Origin of the sequence: Stenotrophomonas sp. PS02301, assembly GCF_029959485.1 — a bacterium.
Taxonomy (GTDB): Bacteria; Pseudomonadota; Gammaproteobacteria; order Xanthomonadales; family Xanthomonadaceae; genus Stenotrophomonas; species Stenotrophomonas maltophilia_Z.
In genome coordinates this window covers 1-19,803 of sequence record NZ_JASCOO010000036.1, presented here as the reverse complement: position 1 = coordinate 19,803, position 19,803 = coordinate 1, and the positions used below count along the sequence as shown (strand labels likewise).

General features: G+C 68.0%; 16 protein-coding genes. 12 read left to right on the top strand and 4 right to left on the bottom strand.

Features of this window, described 5'->3' with window-relative positions:
- On the bottom strand, positions 1-789 hold the full coding sequence (locus QMX81_RS10835; protein WP_121036680.1) for an enoyl-CoA hydratase-related protein: 789 nt from the start codon (positions 787-789) through the stop codon (positions 1-3).
- A gap of 114 nt (positions 790-903) precedes the next feature.
- Here QMX81_RS10835 and QMX81_RS10830 point away from each other — a divergent pair, with 114 nt between their 5' ends.
- From QMX81_RS10830 to QMX81_RS10820, 3 genes are read left to right on the top strand one after another with little or no spacing between them, the layout of a single operon-like run.
- Positions 904-1,161, top strand: a complete 258-nt coding sequence (locus QMX81_RS10830) for a FeoA family protein (protein WP_282261350.1) — start codon at positions 904-906, stop codon at positions 1,159-1,161.
- Positions 1,158-3,017, top strand: a complete 1,860-nt coding sequence (locus QMX81_RS10825; RefSeq protein ID WP_282261348.1) for a ferrous iron transporter B — start codon at positions 1,158-1,160, stop codon at positions 3,015-3,017. The genes QMX81_RS10830 and QMX81_RS10825 overlap by 4 nt, the downstream gene beginning before the upstream one ends.
- The gene (locus QMX81_RS10820; RefSeq protein ID WP_282261346.1) at positions 3,017-3,271 is read left to right on the top strand and encodes a DUF6587 family protein; all 255 of its coding nucleotides are present in this window, start codon (positions 3,017-3,019) and stop codon (positions 3,269-3,271) included. The genes QMX81_RS10825 and QMX81_RS10820 overlap by 1 nt, the downstream gene beginning before the upstream one ends.
- A gap of 35 nt (positions 3,272-3,306) precedes the next feature.
- On the opposite strand, the gene QMX81_RS10815 is transcribed toward QMX81_RS10820, so the two are convergent.
- On the bottom strand, positions 3,307-4,068 hold the full coding sequence (locus QMX81_RS10815; protein WP_282261344.1) for a 3-oxoacyl-ACP reductase: 762 nt from the start codon (positions 4,066-4,068) through the stop codon (positions 3,307-3,309).
- 142 nt (positions 4,069-4,210) lie between these two features.
- Between QMX81_RS10815 and dapB the strand changes: the two genes are divergently transcribed.
- The 7 genes from dapB to recJ all read left to right on the top strand — a co-directional run bounded on the left by dapB (position 4,211) and on the right by recJ (position 13,346).
- Positions 4,211-4,903 carry a 4-hydroxy-tetrahydrodipicolinate reductase gene (dapB, locus tag QMX81_RS10810; RefSeq protein ID WP_282261374.1) on the top strand — a complete coding sequence of 231 codons (693 nt, stop codon included), beginning with the start codon at positions 4,211-4,213 and terminating at the stop codon, positions 4,901-4,903.
- 240 nt (positions 4,904-5,143) lie between these two features.
- The gene (gene carA / locus QMX81_RS10805; protein ID WP_282261342.1) at positions 5,144-6,274 is read left to right on the top strand and encodes a glutamine-hydrolyzing carbamoyl-phosphate synthase small subunit; all 1,131 of its coding nucleotides are present in this window, start codon (positions 5,144-5,146) and stop codon (positions 6,272-6,274) included.
- Positions 6,271-6,828, top strand: coding sequence for a hypothetical protein (locus QMX81_RS10800; protein ID WP_183073616.1), 558 nt, complete (start codon positions 6,271-6,273; stop codon positions 6,826-6,828). The genes carA and QMX81_RS10800 overlap by 4 nt, the downstream gene beginning before the upstream one ends.
- Positions 6,829-6,882: 54 nt before the next feature.
- Entirely contained in the window at positions 6,883-10,125 is a 3,243-nt protein-coding gene (gene carB / locus QMX81_RS10795) for a carbamoyl-phosphate synthase large subunit (RefSeq protein ID WP_152150723.1), read from the top strand.
- A gap of 8 nt (positions 10,126-10,133) precedes the next feature.
- Complete coding sequence (gene greA, locus QMX81_RS10790) at positions 10,134-10,598, top strand: transcription elongation factor GreA (RefSeq protein WP_183073734.1); 465 nt, start codon at positions 10,134-10,136, stop codon at positions 10,596-10,598.
- Positions 10,599-10,603: 5 nt separating this feature from the next.
- Positions 10,604-11,524: a phosphoglycerate mutase gene (locus tag QMX81_RS10785; protein ID WP_282261337.1), complete on the top strand. Its 921-nt coding sequence runs from the start codon at positions 10,604-10,606 to the stop codon at positions 11,522-11,524.
- 67 nt (positions 11,525-11,591) lie between these two features.
- Positions 11,592-13,346: a single-stranded-DNA-specific exonuclease RecJ gene (gene recJ, locus QMX81_RS10780; protein ID WP_282261335.1), complete on the top strand. Its 1,755-nt coding sequence runs from the start codon at positions 11,592-11,594 to the stop codon at positions 13,344-13,346.
- A 15-nt stretch (positions 13,347-13,361) separates the two neighbouring features.
- On the opposite strand, the gene QMX81_RS10775 is transcribed toward recJ, so the two are convergent.
- Positions 13,362-14,411: a DUF1176 domain-containing protein gene (locus QMX81_RS10775; protein ID WP_282261333.1), complete on the bottom strand. Its 1,050-nt coding sequence runs from the start codon at positions 14,409-14,411 to the stop codon at positions 13,362-13,364.
- A gap of 148 nt (positions 14,412-14,559) precedes the next feature.
- Here QMX81_RS10775 and QMX81_RS10770 point away from each other — a divergent pair, with 148 nt between their 5' ends.
- A complete protein-coding gene (locus tag QMX81_RS10770) occupies positions 14,560-17,439 on the top strand; it encodes a VIT domain-containing protein (protein WP_282261331.1) in 2,880 nt (959 codons plus the stop codon).
- Between the two features lie 4 nt (positions 17,440-17,443).
- Here the strand turns inward: QMX81_RS10770 and QMX81_RS10765 are convergent, their stop codons facing one another.
- Entirely contained in the window at positions 17,444-18,670 is a 1,227-nt protein-coding gene (locus tag QMX81_RS10765) for an acyltransferase (RefSeq protein WP_121036694.1), read from the bottom strand.
- A gap of 175 nt (positions 18,671-18,845) precedes the next feature.
- Here QMX81_RS10765 and QMX81_RS10760 point away from each other — a divergent pair, with 175 nt between their 5' ends.
- Positions 18,846-19,715 carry a LytTR family DNA-binding domain-containing protein gene (locus QMX81_RS10760; protein WP_121036695.1) on the top strand — a complete coding sequence of 290 codons (870 nt, stop codon included), beginning with the start codon at positions 18,846-18,848 and terminating at the stop codon, positions 19,713-19,715.
- Positions 19,716-19,803: the final 88 nt, after the last annotated feature.

The following is a 19,803-nucleotide window of genomic DNA, read 5'->3' as shown; positions in this document are numbered from 1 at the left end:
TCAGTCCTGGGTGACCCAGTGCGGGGCGCGCTTGTCCAGGAAGGCGCCGAGGCCCTCCTGGCCTTCGGCCGAGACCCGCAGGCGGGCGATCAGGGCCGCGTTGTCGCGGTCGGTGGCGTCGCGGTCGCGGCCCAGCGCGACCCGCCGGACCAGCTCCTTGGCAGAGGAAGAGGCCACCGGACCGGCCTTGTCGAGCAGCCCGAGCTGGCGCTGGACGGCCTCGTCGATCCGTTCAGGCTCGATCAGCTGGTGGACCAGGCCGATGCGCAGGGCGGTCTCGGCGTCGAAATGCTCGCCGGTGGCGAACCAGCGCCGCGACTGGCGTGGGCCGATCGCGTCGATGACATAGGGCGAGATCACGGCGGGCAGCAGGCCCAGGCGGCTCTCGGTCAGGCCGAAGCGGGCGCTGGTGCTGGCGATGGCGATATCGCAGCAGGCCACCAGGCCGACCCCGCCACCGAAGGCGGCGCCCTGGACACGGGCGATGGTCGGCTTGGGCAGCTCATCCAGGGTCCGCATCAGGCGGGCCAGGGCGAGCGAGTCCTGGCGGTTGTCCTCCTCGCTGGCGGCGGCCATGCCACGCATCCACTGCATGTCCGCGCCCGCCGAGAACGAGGCGCCTTCGCCGGCCAGCACCACCGCCCGGACGTGGTCGTCGCGGCCGGCGGCCTCCAGGGCGGCCGTCAGCTGGGCGATCAACGAGGCGTCGAAAGCGTTGTGCAGGGCCGGGCGGTTCAGCCACAGGGTCAGCACCGAGGCGCTGCGTTCAATCCGTAGTGCATCACTCATGGGTCGGCTTGCTCCAGTACATGTACAGATCATAGCGGGCCATCGGTCACGGGCAATGGCGCGGCGCGTCGATGGTAGAATTGATAACCATTCCTATCATCGAGAAGGCGCTCCGTGACGTTGTCCGATCTGGCGCTGTACAGCTCCGCCGTGGTGGAGTCCGTGCAGGAAACACACGCAAACGATGCGATCGCCCGCCGACTGAAGGAGCTTGGCTTCGTCAAAGGGGAAGAGGTGCGTCTGGTCGCCCGTGGTCCCGTCGGCGCCGAGCCGCTGCTGGTGCAGGTGGGGTTCACGCGTTTCGCGCTTCGCCGCAGTGAGGCCGCCCGCATCGTGGTAACCGCGTTGCAGGCCCAGGAGGCCCGCGCATGAGCGCCGCCAGCAACGCCCTGCGCATCGCCCTGGTCGGCAACCCGAACAGCGGCAAGACCGCGCTGTTCAACCAGCTCACCGGCAGCCGTCAGAAAGTGGCCAACTACACCGGCGTCACCGTTGAACGCAAGGAAGGCCGCCTGCGTGCGCCGTCCGGCCGCGAGTTCGCCGTGCTGGATCTGCCGGGCGCCTACAGCCTGCAGCCGGCCAGCCTGGACGAAGCGATCACCCGTGACCTGTGCCGGGGCTTCTACCCCGGCGAGGCCGCGCCGGACGTGCTGCTGTGTGTGATCGATGCGACCAACCTGCGCCTGCACCTGCGCTTCGCGCTGGAGCTGCGTGAGTTGGGCAAGCCGATGATCGTGGCCCTGAACATGGTCGATGCGGCCGAGCGCCGCGGCATCAAGATCGATGTGCAGGCGCTGGAACAGGCCCTGGGTGTGCCCGTGGTGGAGACCGTGGCGGTGCGTCGCAACGGCGCGGCCAAGCTGGTCGAGCGCCTGGATGCGATGGTGCCGCACCTGCAGGCCCCGGTGGCGGTGCCTGCCGCCGAGGCCGATTACCACGCCCAGGTGCGCGACATCCTGGCCGCTTCGGTGAGCATGCCGACACGTACGGCGAAGATCGATGACGCGCTGGATCGCTGGCTGCTGCACCCGGTGTTCGGTCTGCTGACCCTGGCCGTGGTGATGTTCCTGATCTTCCAGGCGGTGTATGCCTGGGCGACGCCGGTCATGGACCTGATCGAGGCCGGTACGGCGGCACTGGGCGGCTGGATCGGTGGCGCGCTGCCGGAAGGCCCGCTCAACAGCCTGCTGACCGACGGCATCATTGCCGGCGTGGGTGGCGTGATCGTGTTCCTGCCGCAGATCCTGATCCTGTTCGCCTTCATCCTGGCGTTGGAAGAATCCGGTTACCTGCCGCGCGCGGCGTTCCTGCTGGATCGCATGATGGCGGCGGCCGGTCTGTCCGGGCGCTCGTTCATCCCGTTGCTGTCCAGCTTCGCCTGCGCGGTGCCGGGCATCATGTCCACCCGCAGCATCCAGGACCCGCGCGACCGGCTCGCCACGATCCTGGTGGCCCCGCTGATGACCTGTTCGGCGCGCCTGCCGGTGTATGCGCTGCTGATCGGCGCCTTCATCCCGCAGAAGCAGATCTGGGGCGTCTTCAACCAGCAGGGCCTGGTGTTGTTCGGCCTGTACGCGGCCGGCATCCTCAGCGCGCTGCTGATGTCCTGGACAATGAAGAGGTGGCGCCGCGACAAGAGCGAGCATCCGTTGATGCTGGAACTGCCGTCCTACCGCATCCCGCACCCGCGCGATCTGGCGGTGGGGCTGTACGAGCGCGGCATGATCTTCCTCAAGCGCGTGGGTGGCATCATCCTGGCGCTGACCATCCTGCTGTGGGTACTGCTGTCGTTCCCGGGGGCGCCGGAAAACGCGACCATGCCGGCGATCGACTACAGCTTCGCCGGCCAGATCGGCCATGCCATGGCGGTGTTCTTCGCGCCGCTGGGCTTCAACTGGCAGATCTGCATCGCACTGATCCCGGGCCTGGCCGCGCGTGAAGTGGCGGTGGCCTCGCTGGCCACGGTGTACGCGCTGTCCGCCGCCGATGACGATGCCGCCAGCCAGGCGCTGACCCCGCTGATCAGCGACGGCTGGTCGCTGGCCACCGCGCTGTCGTTGCTGGTCTGGTACATCTACGCCCCGATGTGCATCTCCACGCTGGCCACGATCAAGCGTGAAACCAACTCGTGGAAGCAGATGGGCTTTGCCACGTTCTACCTGTTCGCGGCCGCCTACATCGCCTCGCTGATCACCTACCAGGTGACCGTGGCCCTGGGCGGCGGCTGATGGAGACCGGTCTGCTGCTGCAGTACGTCGTGATCGCGCTGGCCGTGCTGGTCAGCGCGTGGGTGGTGATGAAGAAGCAGTTCCCTGGCACCGTGCGCAAGGCACGCGGGGCGATCGCGCTGGGGTTGGTGAAACCGCAGCGCGCCGCCTGGTTGCAGGCGCTGGGCCGGAAGATCGCGCCACCGGCGACCGGTGGCGGTGGTGCGTGCGGTGGTTGTGACAGCTGCGGGCCGACGCCGCCGAAGCAGCACTGAGGCGCTCGGCGGTAGAGCACGCCCTGCGGGATTGCTCAATCGCGCACCAGCCCTCCATCCACCACCAGGTTCTGCCCGGTCACCGCGCGTGACCATGGCGAAGCGAAGAACAGCACCGCATCGGCGAACTCGGCCGGGGTGGTGACGCTGCGCAACGGGGTGTTGGCCGCGATGTAGTCGAACACCGCCTCCGGCGTGGCCGCACTGGCATCCGTGGTGCGCAGCAGACCACCGGAGAGCATGTTGACGGTGATGCCCTCCGGGCCGAGATCGCCCGCCAGCGTGCGGGTCAGCGAGAGCAGGGCGGCCTTGGCCGCGGTGTAGTCGTGGTAGGGCACGACCGGGTTCTGGAACAGGTTGGTGCCGATGTTGATCACGCGGCCGAAGCGCTGCCCGCGCATGCCGGGCAGGGCGGCCTGCACCGTATTGAGTGCGCCGCGCACGCTGCCTTCGAACTGCCGGTTGAAGGCGTCCCAGCCGATCACGTCGGCCTTGTCGCGCGCATCGCCGTTGAACGAGAACGCCGCCAGTGCGTTGTTGACCACCGTGGTGATGTCACGGCCGAAGTGCTGGCGCGCCTGTGCGAACAGGGCATCGACCTGGGCGCGGTCGGTCACGTCGGCCTGGATCGCCACGCAGGCGCTGCCCAGCTCGGCCGCCAGCTTCTGCGCGGCTTCTGCGCTGGCGTGGTAGTTGATGACGACCTGTGCGCCCTCGCGGACGAAGGCGCGGACCAGATGCTGGCCGAGCCCGCGGGCACCGCCGGTGACGAGAACGAGCTGCTGCGAAAGCTGCATGGAGGGGCTGCCATGGGGATCCACCCGCTAGCGTAGCAAGCGGTGCGCGGATTTCCTCTTGTGCAGCGCCGCCGGCACCCGCTAGCCTGCATGCATGACTACCACTCCCCTACGTTTGCTCATCCACGGTGCGTCCGGCCGCATGGGCCAGGCACTGCTCCGCCTTGCCGCTGACAATCCCGCCCTGCAGGTGGTGGCCGCGGTGAACCGCCGCTCGCCGGCCCAGCGCGTGGTCGAGGGCGTGCCGCATTTCGCCAGCAGCGAGCTGGCTGGTGCCCCCCCGTTCGATGTCGCCATCGATTTCAGCCTGCCCGAGGGTTTTGATCCGGTGCTGGCGCTGTGCGTGGAGCGCGGTGCGGGCTTCGTGTCCGGCACCACCGGCATCAGTGAGGCGCAGCGCCAGGCACTGATCCAGGCGGCCGGCCGGATTCCACTGGTCTGGGCCTCCAACTTCAGCCTCGGTGTGGCGGTGCTGGATGAGCTGGTCGAGCGGGCTGCCGCTGCACTGGCCGGCTGGGACTGCGACATCGTCGAATCCCACCACACCCAGAAGAAGGACGCGCCCTCCGGCACGGCCCTGACCCTGGGCGCGGCGGCGGAGAAGGGCGGGGCGCATCCGCACTACGCCAGCCTGCGCGCCGGCGACATCGTGGGTGAGCATCTGGTCCAGTTCACCGGGCTGGGCGAGCGCATCGAGCTGACCCACCGTGCCACCAATCGGGACATTTTTGCCCGTGGGGCCCTGTTCGCGGCCAGCCAGCTGCCGGGTCGCGCGCCGGGCAGCTACCGGGTCAGGGATCTGCTGGATGGGGCCACGCCGCCGCCCGCCGTCTGAATTGGGGCCTCGGGGCAGGATGGGCGGGCGCCTGAACCGGCGCTGCGCCCTCCGTCGGCCTGAATAGGGCAATTGCACGCGGATACTGGCGCCGCACCCGGCTTGCCTTTACAATTCCCGCTCGCCGAATCACGACAGCCGGACCGGTCCAGAACCGCAGTCCGCGCTTTTTTGCAGCCGCTTTTTCGTGAAGCGCAGGCGTGACTTCGGCGACCCCTCGGTAGCCAAAGTGAGATTTCCGTGACCCAAGCCGCAATCCTCGTCCTCGAAGACGGCACCGTATTCGAGGGCGAATCCGTAGGCGCGCCCGGCCTGTCCGTTGGTGAGGTGGTGTTCAACACCGCCATGACCGGCTATCAGGAAGTGTTGACCGATCCTTCCTACGCCCGGCAGATGGTCACGCTGACCTACCCGCATATCGGCAACACCGGCATGACCGACCAGGACGATGAAGCGGCCAAGGTGTGGTCGGCCGGCCTGATCGTGCGCGATGTCCCGCGCCGCCCGAGCAACTGGCGCAGCCAGGTGTCGCTGCAGGATTGGCTGATCCAGCGCGGCGTGGTCGCCATCTCCGGCATCGATACCCGCAAGCTGACGCGCATCCTGCGCGAGCGCGGCGCCCAGAACGGTGCGCTGATGGCCGGCGAAGGCCTGAGCGTGGAAACGGCGCTGGAAGCGGCGCGCAAGTTCCCGGGCCTGAAGGGCATGGATCTGGCCAAGGTGGTCAGCACCGACAAGCGTTACACCTGGACCGAGGGCCAGCTGGATCTGGACAGCAATGCCTTCGTCAACGCCGCACCGCGTTTCAAGGTGGTGGCCTATGACTTCGGCGCCAAGCTCAACATCCTGCGCATGCTGGCCGAGCGCGGCTGCGAGCTGACCGTGGTGCCGGCGCAGACCCCGGCTGCCGAGGTGCTGGCGATGAATCCGGACGGCGTGTTCCTGTCCAACGGCCCGGGCGATCCGGAGCCGTGCGATTACGCGATCGCCGCGATCAAGACCTTCCTGGAGAAGAAGGTGCCGACCTTCGGCATCTGCCTGGGTCACCAGCTGCTGGCGCTGGCCTCCGGCGCGAAGACGGTCAAGATGGGCCACGGCCACCACGGCGCCAACCACCCGGTCCAGGATCTGGACGGCGGCCGCGTGATGATCACGTCGCAGAACCATGGCTTCGCGGTGGATGAAGCCTCGCTGCCGGCGACCCTGCGCGTGACCCACCGCTCGTTGTTCGACGGCACCAACCAGGGCATGGCCCGCACCGACGTGCCGGCGTTCTCGTTCCAGGGCCACCCGGAAGCCTCGCCGGGCCCGCACGATGTCGGTCCGCTGTTCGACCGGTTCGTGACGATGATGGCCGAGGCCAAGGCGTGATGCGCAGCCCCGCGCTGCTGCTGTCGCTGGTGTGCCTGACCGGTGTGGCCCAGGCCGCACCGGCGTCCGATACGCAGGTGCAGGCGGTCATGCAGAAGTTGAGCATGGGCACGCTGGGCACCGACATGGCCAAGCTGATGATCGACAACGTGCCGGCGCTCAAGGCCCTGCCCGAGACCGATCGCCAGTGCGCGCATGCGCCGATCCAGAATCTGCTCGATGCGCAGTTCCGTCACTCGGTGATCACCGGCCTCGGCAACGACGGCGACCAGGTGATCGCCGAGTGGTCGCGCTTCCTGGGGACGCCCGGCGGCAAGAGCCTGTCCTCGGCCTTCGCCGGTGCCAATCCCGCGACGATGGCGGAAAAGGCCAACGTGAACCTGAGCGAGAAGGACCGCGCCGAGGTGACCGCGTTCCTGGCCAGCCCGGCCTACACCCGCTTCATCGCCACGTTCGACACCGAATCGGAGCTGCCCGACGACATCGGCGTGCAGCTGGCGAAAGGACTGCAGGACCAGTGCCGGATCGCGCTGAACCCCGACGATATTTCCTGATCGACAGCGTGCGATCACCCCCATCTGCCTCGCTGTCCAGACTTAGAGAAGACAATGCCCAAGCGCACTGACCTTAAAACCATCCTCATCATCGGTGCCGGCCCGATCGTCATCGGCCAGGCCTGTGAGTTCGACTACTCTGGCGCGCAGGCCTGCAAGGCACTGCGCGACGAGGGTTACCGCGTGGTGCTGGTCAACAGCAATCCGGCCACCATCATGACCGACCCAGAGATGGCTGACGCCGTCTACATCGAGCCGATCAACTGGCAGACGGTCGAGAAGATCATCGCCAAGGAAAAGCCCGACGCGCTGCTGCCGACCATGGGCGGCCAGACCGCGCTGAACTGCGCACTGGATCTGGCCGACAACGGCGTGCTGGAGAAGTACAACGTTGAACTGATCGGCGCCAAGCGCGACGCGATCCGCATGGCCGAAGACCGCGAGCTGTTCCGCGTGGCCATGGGTGAGATCGGCCTGGAGTGCCCGTCCGCTGCGGTGGCGCACACGCTGGAAGAAGCGATCGACATCCAGACCCGCGTCGGCTACCCGACCATCATCCGCCCCAGCTTCACCCTGGGCGGCAGCGGCGGCGGCATCGCCTACAACCGCGAAGAGCTGGTGGATATCGTGACCCGCGGCCTGGAACTGTCGCCGACCACCGAAGTGCTGGTGGAAGAATCGGTGCTGGGCTGGAAGGAATTCGAGATGGAGGTGGTGCGCGACACCGCCGACAACTGCATCATCGTCTGCTCGATCGAGAACCTGGACCCGATGGGCGTGCACACCGGTGACTCGATCACCGTGGCCCCGGCCCAGACCCTGACCGACAAGGAATACCAGCGCCTGCGCGATGCCTCCATCGCCGTGCTGCGCAAGATCGGCGTGGATACCGGCGGTTCGAACGTGCAGTTCGGCATCAGCCCGACCACCGGCCGCGTGGTCGTGATCGAAATGAACCCGCGCGTATCGCGTTCCTCGGCGCTGGCCTCCAAGGCCACCGGCTTCCCGATCGCCAAGGTCGCGGCCAAGCTGGCCGTGGGTTACACCCTGGACGAATTGAAGAACGAAATCACCGGTGGTCTGACCCCGGCCTCGTTCGAACCGTCGATCGATTACGTCGTCACCAAGATTCCGCGCTTCGCCTTCGAGAAGTTCCCGGCCGCCGATGCGCGCCTGACCACCCAGATGAAGTCGGTGGGCGAGGTGATGGCGATGGGCCGCACTTTCCAGGAGTCGCTGCAGAAGGCCCTGCGTGGCCTGGAAACCGGCAAGATCGGCCTGGACCCGACCGGTCTGGACCTGTCAAACGAAGACGACATCACCACCATCAAGCGCGAGCTCAAGGCCCCGGGCCCGGAGCGCCTGTTCTTCGTGGGGGATGCGTTCCGCGCCGGTTTCAGCGTGGAAGAGGTCTTCGCGCTGTCGCACATCGACCCGTGGTTCCTGGACCAGATCGAAGAGATCATCCAGGCCGAAGCCGAGGTGGCCGCCGACGGCATCGACGCACTCGATGCTGCACGTCTGCGCAAGCTCAAGCGCGCCGGATTCTCCGATGCCCGCCTGGCCGAACTGACCGGCACCAACGAAGCGGCCGTGCGCGCGCTGCGTCGTGCCCACAAGGTCCGCCCGGTATACAAGCGCGTGGATTCCTGCGCCGCCGAGTTCGCCACCAGCACCGCGTACCTGTATTCGACCTACGAGGACGAGTGCGAAGCGGCGCCTAGCAACCGCGACAAGATCATGATCCTGGGCGGCGGTCCGAACCGTATCGGCCAGGGCATCGAGTTCGACTACTGCTGCGTGCATGCGGCACTGGCGCTGCGCGAGGATGGGTATGAAACCATCATGGTCAACTGCAACCCGGAAACCGTCTCCACCGATTACGACACCTCCGACCGCCTGTACTTCGAGCCGCTGACGCTGGAAGACGTGCTGGAGATCGTCGAGCTGGAACAGCCGAAGGGCGTGATCGTGCAGTACGGTGGCCAGACCCCGCTGAAGCTGGCGCGCGCGCTGGAAGCCAACGGCGTGCCGGTGATCGGCACCTCGCCGGACTCCATCGATCTGGCCGAAGACCGCGAGCGCTTCCAGCAGCTGGTCGACAAGCTCGGCCTGAAGCAGCCGCCGAACCGCATCGCCCGCAACGACCAGGAAGCCCTGCTGCTGGCCCGCGAGATCGGCTACCCGCTGGTGGTGCGCCCGAGCTACGTGCTGGGCGGCCGTGCGATGGAAATCGTCTACGGTGAATCCGATCTGGCCCGCTACGTCCGCGACGCGGTGAAGGTCTCCAACGATTCGCCGGTGCTGCTGGACCGCTTCCTGGACAACGCCGTGGAAGTGGACGTGGACATCATTGCCGACAAGGACGGCAACGTGCTGATCGGCGGCGTGATGGAGCACATCGAAGAAGCCGGCGTGCATTCGGGTGATTCGTCCTGCTCGCTGCCGCCGTACTCGCTGTCGGCTGAAACCCAGGCCGAGCTGCGTCGCCAGGTGGTCGAGCTGGCCAAGGCCCTGAACGTGGTCGGCCTGATGAATACCCAGTTCGCGATCCAGACCGGCGAGAACGGCGAAGACATCGTCTACCTGCTGGAAGTGAACCCGCGTGCCTCGCGCACCGTGCCGTTCGTCTCCAAGGCCACCGGCATGCCGCTGGCCAAGATCGCCGCGCGCTGCATGGCCGGCAAGACGCTGGCCGAGCAGGGCGCGACCAAGGAAATCGTGCCAGGCTACTACTCGGTCAAGGAAGCGATCTTCCCGTTCGCCAAGTTCCAGGGCGTCGATCCGATCCTCGGGCCGGAGATGCGCTCCACCGGTGAGGTGATGGGCGTGGGCCGCAGCTTCAGTGCCGCCTTCGCACGTGCGCAGGAAGCCGGTGGCATCAAGGCGCCGCCGCTGGGCAAGGCCTTCGTTTCGGTCCGTGATCCGGACAAGAAGCGCGTGCTGCCGGTCGCCAAGGCACTGGTCGAGCGCGGCTACACCCTGGTCGCGACCCGTGGCACCGGCGCGTGGCTGCAGGAGCACGGCATGACCTGCGAAATCGTCAACAAGGTGGTCGAAGGCCGTCCGCACATCGTGGATTCGATCAAGAACGGCGAGATCGTTTACATCGTCAACACGACCGAAGGTCGTGCGGCGATCAATGACTCGTTCTCGATCCGTCGCGAAGCGCTGCAGCATCGCGTGACCTATTCGACCACCATCGCCGGCGCCATGGCGCTGGTGCAATCACTGGAATTCCGCGGTACCGGCCCCGTCTGGTCGCTGCAGGAACTGCACAAGGAGTTGAACGCATGAGAGCACCGATCACCCTGAAGGGCGCGCAGCGTCTGCGCGAAGAGCTTGACCACCTGAAGTCGGTCAAGCGCCCGAAGGTCATCGCGGCGATCGCCGAGGCACGCGAACACGGCGATCTGAAAGAGAACGCCGAGTACCACGCCGCGCGCGAAGAGCAGGGCTTCATCGAAGGCCGCATCAAGCAGCTGGAAGGTGAGCTTTCGCATGCCGAGATCATCGACATCACCAAGCTCAACGCCGGCAGCAAGGTGGTGTTCGGCGCCACGGTCGAGCTGTCGGACGTGGAGAATGATGAAGAGAAGCGCTACCAGATCGTGGGCGACCTGGAAGCGGACATCAAGCTGGGCCTGATCGCGATCTCCTCGCCGCTGGCCCGTGCCTTGATCGGCAAGCTGGAAGGCGATGCGGTCACCATCGACGCACCGGCCGGCCAGCGCGAGTACGAAATCGTCAGCGTCCAGTACCTGGACTGACGGCGATGGCCACGGCGACGTTGTTGCTGCCGGCGCGCAGCCGGTTTCCGGCGGCGCCGTTGCCCGATGACGTCGCCAAAGCGCTGGGGCGTGCGCAGCGCCACAGCGCCGAGGCGGGCGAACGCGCCCAGCTGCGTCGGCATTTCCAGACGCAGCCGGACGCGTGGTCCGCCGCCGCCCTGACCCGCCAGCTGGATGGCGGCGATGCCGATGGGGCGGTGTGGTTGCGGGCCGATCCGGCCAATGTTGTGCCGGACATGCATGGCGCACGCCTGATGGGGCACGGGGATACCCTGCGGCCGGATCTGGCCGATGTCATGCACCTGCTGCCGGCGTTGCAGCCGTTGTTTGCCGGGTTCGGCTTCGTGCTGGATGCCCCGGTGCCGTCACGCTGGTACCTGCGGCTGCCGCCGGGCACCACGCTGCCCGCATTCGCCGAGCCTGATGAAGTGCTCGGCGATGATCTGTTCGCCCATCTGCCCGAAGGCGATGCAGGCCGCCGCTGGCGCGCCTTGTTGACCGAGGCACAGGTGGTGTTGCACCAGCATGAATGGAACCAGCAGCGCGTGGCCGACGGCAAGCGCGCGATCAATTCGCTGTGGTTCTGGGGTGGCGGTGAGCTGCCTGAGCGCGTGACCACCCCGCATGCCCAGGTCCGCAGCCGCGATGCGCTGCTGCAGGCGCTGGCCAGGGCGGCGGGCCTGCAGGCCGATGGCGAGCAGACCGTGGATGCGCTGGTGGACCTGCGCCAGCTGCGCTCACTGGAGCAGCTGGGCAATGAGGCGATCCGCCCGTTGCTGGCGGCGATCGCACGCGGGGAATTGAAACGGCTGGTGCTGGATTTCGAGGACGGGGCCCGCGTGGAGATCGACAAGAGCCAGCGCTGGCGGTTCTGGAAGAAGCCGGTGCAGTTGCACGATCTCTGAGTGCATGCCCAAGGACAGCCGGCCAGCGGTCGGCTCTGCCGGTAGCGGGGCGGTATCATGCTCGCGCATGTCATCGATCGAGCCCGTTTTGACCCCGTCTGAAGCACCCCGTATCCAGCGCCGTCCTGCCGCCGCCGTCAGCGAGTGGCCGTCCTCCATGTTGCCGTTGCTGCAGCGCTTGTACGCCGCGCGCGGGGTGACCGATGCCGCGCAGGCCCAGCCGAAGCTGGCCCAGCTGCATGCGCCGGATCTGCTGGGCAGCATGCAGGCCGCGGTAACGCTGCTGGCCGATGCGATCGCCCACAACGAACGCATCCTGATCGTCGGCGATTTCGACTGCGATGGCGCCACCGCCTGTGCGGTCGGGGTGCGCGGCCTGCGCATGCTCGGCGCGCGCGATGTGGTGCACGCGGTGCCCAACCGCATGCTGCATGGCTATGGGCTGTCGCCATCGCTGGTGGCCGAACTGGCCCCGCTCAATCCGGGCCTGCTGGTCACGGTCGACCATGGCATCGCCTGCCATGCCGGCGTCAACGCGGCCAAGGCACTGGGCTGGAAAGTACTGGTCACCGATCACCATCTGCCGGGCGAGCACCTGCCGCCGGCCGATGCCATCGTCGACCCCAACATCAGCGGCGATGCGTTCCCCAGCAAGGCACTGGCCGGCGTCGGGGTCATCTTCTACGTGTTGATGGCGCTGCGCCGCCACCTGCGCGAGCAGGGCGCGTACGCCACGGCACCTGAGCCGGACCTGCTGACCCTGCTGGATCTGGTCGCAGTGGGCACCGTTGCCGATCTGGTCGCGCTGGATGACAACAACCGCGCCCTGGTCTCGGCCGGCCTGCGCCGGCTGCGCAGCGGCAAGGGCTGCGTCGGCCTGCAGGCGCTGATCGAGGCCAGTGGTCGTGACGCCTCGCGGCTCACTGGCAGTGACATTGGTTTCGCGCTCGGCCCACGGTTGAACGCCGCTGGCCGGCTGGAAGACATGGCACTGGGCATCGAGCTGCTGCTCACTGAAGACCGCGCCCACGCGCGTGAGATCGCCATGACGCTGGAGTCGATCAACACCGAGCGCCGTGCGGTCCAACAGCTGATGACCGACGACGCGGAGCTGGCAGTGTCCCGTGCAGTGCTCAGCGCCGAGGGCGTGCGCCCGGTTGCGGCCTGCCTGTTCGATGCCGAATGGCACCCCGGTGTGGTCGGGCTGGTGGCGTCCAAGATGAAGGATCGGCTGCACCGGCCGGTGATCGCGTTCGCACCTTCAGAGCCCGGCGGCGATTCGCTGCGGGGCTCGGCGCGCTCGATTCCCGGCTTCCATATCCGTGACGCGCTGGCCTTGGTCAACGCGGCGCACCCGGGCCTGATCGACAAGTTCGGTGGCCACGCCATGGCTGCCGGCCTCAGTCTGCCGCATGCGCAGCTGGCCGCGTTCGAGCAGGCCTTCGTGGACGTGGTGGAGCGCACGCTGGATCCGCTCTCGCTGCAGCAGCTGCTGCTCACCGACGGCGAGCTGTTGCCGCAGGAGCTGGATTTCGCCCATGCCGAGGCGCTGCGCCTGGCCGGCCCGTGGGGGCAGGGCTTCCCCGAGCCGTTGTTCGATGGTCACTTCCAGGTGGCGCGCTGGCAGGTGCTCAAAGAGAAGCACCTGAAACTGAGCCTGCGCGTGCCGGGCCGGGCCGAGCCGGTCAGCGCCATCCACTTCAGCGGCTGGAGCGGCAACGCGCCGGCCAACCGCGTCCATATCGCGTACCGCCTCGTCAGCGACGACTACCGCGGCGGTGGCGCGATCCAACTGATCGTGGAGCACTGCGCCGACGCGTAACCGGGCGGGTGCGGATTATTCGCGCACCTGCGTCACCAGTGTCGGCATTTCCCAGGCGCCGCCGGCGGCGACCAGGCGGCACAAGCCGGTGCTGCTGTCGGCGGTCCTGACGAACTGCGTGCCGGTCCAGCCCCAGGTGGTGGAGTACCAGCAATCGCCCAGCCCGCGGCCCTTGTGCGCCTCCTGGATGGTGCGTACGTCATCACCCACGGCTGCCGTGGTGACCAGCCGCGGCTGGTACGGCGCGCGGTCGTTGACCACCCAGTAACCATCACCGGTGTTGTACGCGGCGCGCCAGCAGCTCAGTGACACCAGCAGCTTGTCGGCGCTGAGCCGCTGCACCGTCAGCGCTTCGGGTTCCTCGCCGGGTGACAGGCTGCCGCTGGGTCCCAGCGCTTCGCAATCGTCGGCTGACGTCACCGCTGCGAGGGCGGCACGCAGCGCCGGCGATGCGGCCAGCGCGGTGTCCGCCGGGCGGGTCGCCACCGGCTTGCCCAGCCGCACGACCGGCACCGGCAGTGCCGGCGGCACCGAGGATTCGGCGAGGGTGCCTTTGCGCATCAGGGCGCCCGGCGTGCCCAGGCGGCCCTGGAACGCATCCATCTTCAACAACACGGCCGAGGCGCCCTGATCAGAGACCGTCCAGCGCGCGCCATCGTCGCCGATCAGCTCGATGCGGCTGTTGCGTGTCAGCGAGGTAAGCAGGGCAGCGAGCTGCTTCGCAGAAAAGGTGGCGGTGCCCTCGGCGGCATCAAACTGCATCGGGCCCAGCGAGGTGCCGTTGATCTGCAGGCTGAGCCGCCGGGTGGCGGTGTTGTCGTCGTATTGGCCGAGCATCAGTTCAGCCTGCACCGGCTGGTCCGGCCCGCCCGCGCGGGTGAGCAGGATCGAGACCGGGTCGCCGCCATTGTCGTCGGCCTGATAACCGGCGGCGCGGCAGGTACGGGTGTTGTCGCAGGCCAGCGTCCAGTCGTGGTGGGTGAACGTCACGCCCTCGATGGGGGCGGCGGCGTGACCGGGCAGGGTGAGCCCCATCAACAGCGGGGCGGTCAACAACAGGCGCATGCGGCATCCTTGGTCCATCAATCCGTGGAGGGCGATCTTGGCCCAGCACGGATGAGGCGTCCATGACCGGAACAGGCGATTGCCGCCGCTCAACCCCGTTCTCGTGCGCCGTGCGTTCAATGAGGTGTCATCGGATCAGGAGCGTCACATGGGACTCGCACTGCGCAGTATCGGTCTGCTCGCGCTGCTGTGCTGGCAGCTGCCCAGCGCCCACGCACAGGCGCGGCGTTTCCCGCCGCCACGCCCGCCGATCCTGCAGGTCGCCGGCGCCGAGGTGCCGGTGCGGCTGACCGAGGCCCGTATCGACAGCCGCGTCATGGCGGGGCTGGGTGAGACCACGATCGAGTTGACCTTCCACAATCCCAACGCGCGGGTGCTGGAAGGGCAGCTGGCGTTCCCGCTGGCCGCGGGCCAACAGGTGGCCGGGTTCGCACTGGATATCGACGGTGAGCTGCGCGACGCGGTGCCGGTCCCCAAGGCGCAGGGCCGCCAGGTGTTCGAGGCGATCGAGCGCCGCCAGGTTGATCCGGGGCTGCTGGAACAGACCGCCGGCAATCAGTTCCGGCTGCGGCTCTATCCCATCCCGGCGCGTGGTGAGCGTCGCGTCCGTCTGGTGCTGCGCGACAGCCTGCCGACCGTCCCGCAGGGCCTGCAGTGGTCATTGCCCGTGTTCTTCGCACGGCAGGCGGAGCAGGTGAAGGTCCGGCTGGAGGCCAACGGGACGGGCCAGCCGGTCGCCGTGGGCGTCAATCCGCTCGGGTTCACGTTGAAGACCGGCGCCTATGTGGCGCAGTGGCAAGGGCGCGGTGCGGATCTGCCCGCACAACTGCAGTGGAGCCTTCCGCTCGCCCGCAGCGCTGACGTGGTCACCGGGCTGCATGAGGGGCAGCGCTATCTGCTGGCCAGCGTGCCGGTTCGCACGTCCACCGCGCCGCGCGTTCTGCCTCGGCGCATCGGCCTGCTCTGGGACGCGTCGGGCTCGGCAGGGTCACGCGACCGCGCGGCCGAACTGGCGGTGCTGGATCGCTACTTCAACGCCCTCGGCACCGGTCAGGTCCAGCTGACCGTGCTGCGTGACCGCAGCGAAACGCCGCAGCAGTTCCCGGTGACCCAGGGCGACTGGTCAGCACTGCGCGAGTACCTGCGGGCACTGCCCAACGATGGCGCCAGTGCGCTGGGTGACTGGACGCCGAACCCCGCCATCGGCGAGTACCTGCTGGTCAGCGATGGCCTGGCCAACTACGGCAGCCAGACCTTGCCCACCCTGTCGCCCGATCAACGCCTGTATGCGCTGAGCAGCGCCGGTGCGAAGACCGACACCCCGCGCCTGCGCGCCTGGACCGGCGCCCATCACGGGCAGCTGCTGCAGGTGAGCAGTGAGGCAGAGGTGCCGGGCGTGATGTCGCTGCTGCTCCAGCAGCCGGTCGACGTGGCCGATGTTGTGGCACGTGGCGTGGAGGACGTGAACGTGGATGCCGCCAGCGCCACGCAGGGGTGGATCCGTGTCACCGGCCGCGTGCTGCGTCCCGATGCGACGGTGCTGCTGTCTCTTCGCGGTGGCGGCAGCGATCCGCAGCCGATCACCCTCAGCGTCGCGAACGCACGGGGGATGGAAGGCGGCCTGGTCGCCCACGCATGGGCGAATGCCCGGTTGGCAGCACTGGCGGCGGACCCGGCCGGGGCGCAGGCGTCCAAGGCGTTGTCGCAGCAGTTCGGGATGGTGACGGCCGATACGTCGCTGCTGGTTCTTGAAACGTTGGACGACTACCTGCGTTACGGCATCCGGCCGCCGGCACCGCTGCGCGCCGCCTACGACCAGCGCCATGCGTTGACGGTGGCGGATGTGGCAAGCGAGCGGAAGCGCCGCCTGGATGGCATCGCCCGCCAGTTCGCCGAGCGCGAACAGTGGTGGAATACCCGCTGGCCCAAGGATGCGCCGCCGCGACCCAAGCCGGAATCCCGATCCGTCGCCGCGCCAGTCGCCATGGCGATGGCCGCGCCACCGCCGGCACCTGCGGCGCCGATGGCGCTGGACCGTGTCGAGCTGACCGCGTCGGCGGTTGCCGATCAGGAAGAGGCAACCACCGAGCGCCGCGCTAAATCTGCACCCAAGGCCAACAGCGGCCAGATCACCCTGACGCTGGCGCCGTGGGCACCGGATTCGGCCTATGCACGCCGCCTGCGCGATGCCACGCCGGCGCAGCTGTATCCGCTGTATCTGCAGGAGCGCGAACAGCACGCTGGCAGCAGCGCGTTCTATCTGGACGTGGCCGATCTGCTGCTGGCCAGCGGACAGCGTGACCTGGCCCTGCGCGTGCTCTCCAACCTGGCTGAGATGCAGCTGGAAAACCGCCACGTGCTGCGCGTGCTCGGTTATCGCCTGATGCAGGCCAAGGCGCCGGCACTGGCCGTGCCGGTGTTCCGCCAGGTGCTGGCGATGGGCGAGGAGGAGCCGCAGAGTTTCCGTGACCTCGGCCTGGCGCTCGAAGCGGCCGGGCAGTACCAGGCGGCGGTGGCATCGCTGTATGAAGTGGTGGTGCGCCCGTGGGATGGGCGGTTCGACGGTATCTCGCTGATCGCGCTGGACGAACTGACCCGGCTGATCGCGCGCGAGCGTGTGGATGCTTCCGCGGTCGACCCGCGTCTGCGCCGTGCGATGCCGTTGGACCTGCGCGTGGTGCTGAGCTGGGACAGCGATAACAGCGACATGGACCTGTGGGTCACCGATCCCAACGGCGAGCGCGCGTACTACGGCAACCGGCTGACCTACCAGGGCGGGCAGATGTCGCAGGACTTCACCGGCGGCTATGGCCCGGAGCAGTTTTCGTTGCGTGATGCCAAGCCCGGCACTTACAGGATCGAAGCGAACTACTTCGGCAGCCGCGAGCAGCTGGTCACCGGCGCCACCACGTTGATGCTGCGCCTGAGCACCAAGTGGGGCAGCCGCGACCAGCGCGACCAGCAGGTCACGCTGCGGTTGAAGGACCGGGCGGAGACGGTGCTGGTCGGGGAGTTCGAGGTGAAGTAGCCGCCTAGCCGGCCCGCGGCGATCCCGCTGCTGCTCCAACGGCGGTGGGACTCTGCCCCTGCAACCGCTGCCGGCGCAGTCCGAAAAGAGGGCGCAACCAATCGACGCGACGGATCAGCCCTTCGTGCAGCAGCAGGCAGCCCGCCACCGTCCCGGCCACGACCAGCAGCGGCTCCCACCACAGCCCAAGATGCAGCGGCTTGAGCCAGAACAGGAGCGCGATGATCAGGCTCTGGTGCAGGATGTACCAGGGATACACCGCCTCGGTGCAGTACGGCAGCCAGCGGAATGGGCGATCCAGGTACACCTTGGCCCAGCCGAGCACGGTCAGCAGCACGGCCCACAGGTACAGCGACTGGCTGGCCATCACCTGCACCGTCCAGATGCTGTCCGGCCACTGCCGCAACAGGGAATCGGCCGGCAACACCCGCCCCAGGATGCGGATGCCGAAGTACCAGCACGCCGCAAAGACCGCCACCCCCAGGGTGAGCCGGCGCAGCTCGACCACGCGTGCCCAGAACGGGGTGGCGCGGGCAAGCAGATAGCCGGCCAGGAACACCGTGCCGTACTTGGCGTGCTGGTACCAATCGCCGAACAGCAGGTTGGTGGAGGGAAACAGGGGATCGAGCCAGGCCACCCAGCCGAAGGAGAGCAGCGAGGGCAATCCGATCAGCATCGGCGCCGGCGCCCGGGCATAGCGCTCCACCGCGCGGCGCACCGCAGGGGTATCCAGTACCGGCATCAGCAGCGCCAGCACCAGTGTGTAGACCCATAGGTAGGCCAGGTACCACAGGTGGTTCCAGGTGATGCGCAGTTGCCAGCCGGCAAACGTGTCCTGCGGCCAGGCCGGCATCTGCCAGTAGCGCAGCAGGAAGGCGCCGAAGCCGGGCTCGATCTGTCCGTTGGTCAGTGCCTCGGCGTAGGGCTGGATCGGCACCACGACGAACATTCCGAACAGCAGCGGCAGCAGCAACCGCCACGTGCGCAGCACGGCAAAGCGCGCGATGCGCGCCTCGGGCCGCATCAGGGCGATGGCGATACCGGAGAGCAGGAACAGCAACGGCATCCGCCAGCGGTTCACCAGCAGCATCGGCCACTGCAGCCACTCGGCGGTGTACTCGCTCTTGAGATGGAAGCCCCAGCCATCCACGTAGGCCATGGCGGTGTGATAGAGGATGAGCAGGGCGAAGGCGAGCACGCGCAGGGCGTCGATGTCGTGGCGGCGTGGCATGGACGGGGCAGGCAGGAAAGGAGACTGCACGGTGCGCAGTCGCCGCGCGGTCCGCCATGGCGGAGGGGCCTGCCGCCGGGGGCAAGTGACGAATGGCGGTCGCCAAGGGACGGGTGGGGCGCACTACCATGGCCTGATGAGTCAGGCTGACGACCCTTTGCGAATGGACGATTCAATGGCGAACGGACGTGCCGCGCGGTGGCGGCCGCGTGCGCGGATGCTGGTGTGGTCGGTCATCCTGTTGACCACGGCGGTGGCCAATGCGCTGGTGGAAGTGATGGATGCGGGCCGCCGTGGCGAAGACCTGGGCCTGTGGCAGCCGATGATCTGGGAGCTGAGCAGCGTCACGATGATCCTGCTGACGCTGCCGGTCCTGTGGTGGGGCTGCCAGCGTTGGCCGCTGCACGCCGATACCTGGAAACGACGGCTGCCGCTGTACCTGCTGGCCAGCGTGGCGTGGTCGCTGGTGCATGTCACCGGGATGATGGGGCTGCGCCATCTCGCTTATGCCGCGCTCGGCTACCACTACCAGGACGATGCCACCTGGCCGGTACGCTTGATGTACGAGTACCTCAAGGATGTCCGTGCCTTCTTCACCTTCGTGGCGATCGAGCACTTCTTCAGCTGGTTCGGGCGGCGCCGGCAGGGCGAGGCCCACCTGCTGGTGGCGCCGGATGATGCGCCCCCGGTGGACGCCGTGGAGCGCCCGGAGCGGTTTCTGGTGCGCAAGCTGGGCCGCGACTTCCTGGTCGCCACCGGTGATATCGAGTACGCCCAGGCGGCCGGCAACTACGTCAACCTGCGGGTGCGCGGGCACGACTACCCGCTGCGCAGCACCATGGCGGCGCTGGAAGAACGATTGGATCCGGCGCTGTTCGTGCGTGCCCACCGCAGCTGGCTGGTGAATGTGCGGCACCTGGTCTCGATCGAGCCGCTGGACGGGGGCGAGGCCCTGCTGCACATGGACGATGGCGGCCGGGTGCCGTGCAGCCGCCGGCAGCTGCCCTCGTTCCGGCAGGCGCTGGCCGTGCAGGGGGCGGCGTGAGATCAATGCGTACGGGGGGGGGGGGGGCCCCCCGCCGGCTTGGCCCGGCCAGCCCCGGGTACGCGATTTTGGGCCGGCTTTTAGCCCG

Coding starts and splice junctions, on each gene's coding strand:
- dapB (WP_282261374.1), top strand. CDS start 4,211: ATGGGCCAGGCACTGCTCCGCCTTGCCGCTGACAATCCCGCCCTGCAG.
- QMX81_RS10820 (WP_282261346.1), top strand. CDS start 3,017: ATGGAGACCGGTCTGCTGCTGCAGTACGTCGTGATCGCGCTGGCCGTG.
- QMX81_RS10785 (WP_282261337.1), top strand. CDS start 10,604: ATGGCCACGGCGACGTTGTTGCTGCCGGCGCGCAGCCGGTTTCCGGCG.
- QMX81_RS10835 (WP_121036680.1), bottom strand. CDS start 789: ATGAGTGATGCACTACGGATTGAACGCAGCGCCTCGGTGCTGACCCTG.
- QMX81_RS10770 (WP_282261331.1), top strand. CDS start 14,560: ATGGGACTCGCACTGCGCAGTATCGGTCTGCTCGCGCTGCTGTGCTGG.
- QMX81_RS10760 (WP_121036695.1), top strand. CDS start 18,846: ATGGCGAACGGACGTGCCGCGCGGTGGCGGCCGCGTGCGCGGATGCTG.
- recJ (WP_282261335.1), top strand. CDS start 11,592: ATGTCATCGATCGAGCCCGTTTTGACCCCGTCTGAAGCACCCCGTATC.
- QMX81_RS10825 (WP_282261348.1), top strand. CDS start 1,158: ATGAGCGCCGCCAGCAACGCCCTGCGCATCGCCCTGGTCGGCAACCCG.
- QMX81_RS10815 (WP_282261344.1), bottom strand. CDS start 4,068: ATGCAGCTTTCGCAGCAGCTCGTTCTCGTCACCGGCGGTGCCCGCGGG.
- QMX81_RS10775 (WP_282261333.1), bottom strand. CDS start 14,411: ATGCGCCTGTTGTTGACCGCCCCGCTGTTGATGGGGCTCACCCTGCCC.
- carB (WP_152150723.1), top strand. CDS start 6,883: ATGCCCAAGCGCACTGACCTTAAAACCATCCTCATCATCGGTGCCGGC.
- QMX81_RS10765 (WP_121036694.1), bottom strand. CDS start 18,670: ATGCCACGCCGCCACGACATCGACGCCCTGCGCGTGCTCGCCTTCGCC.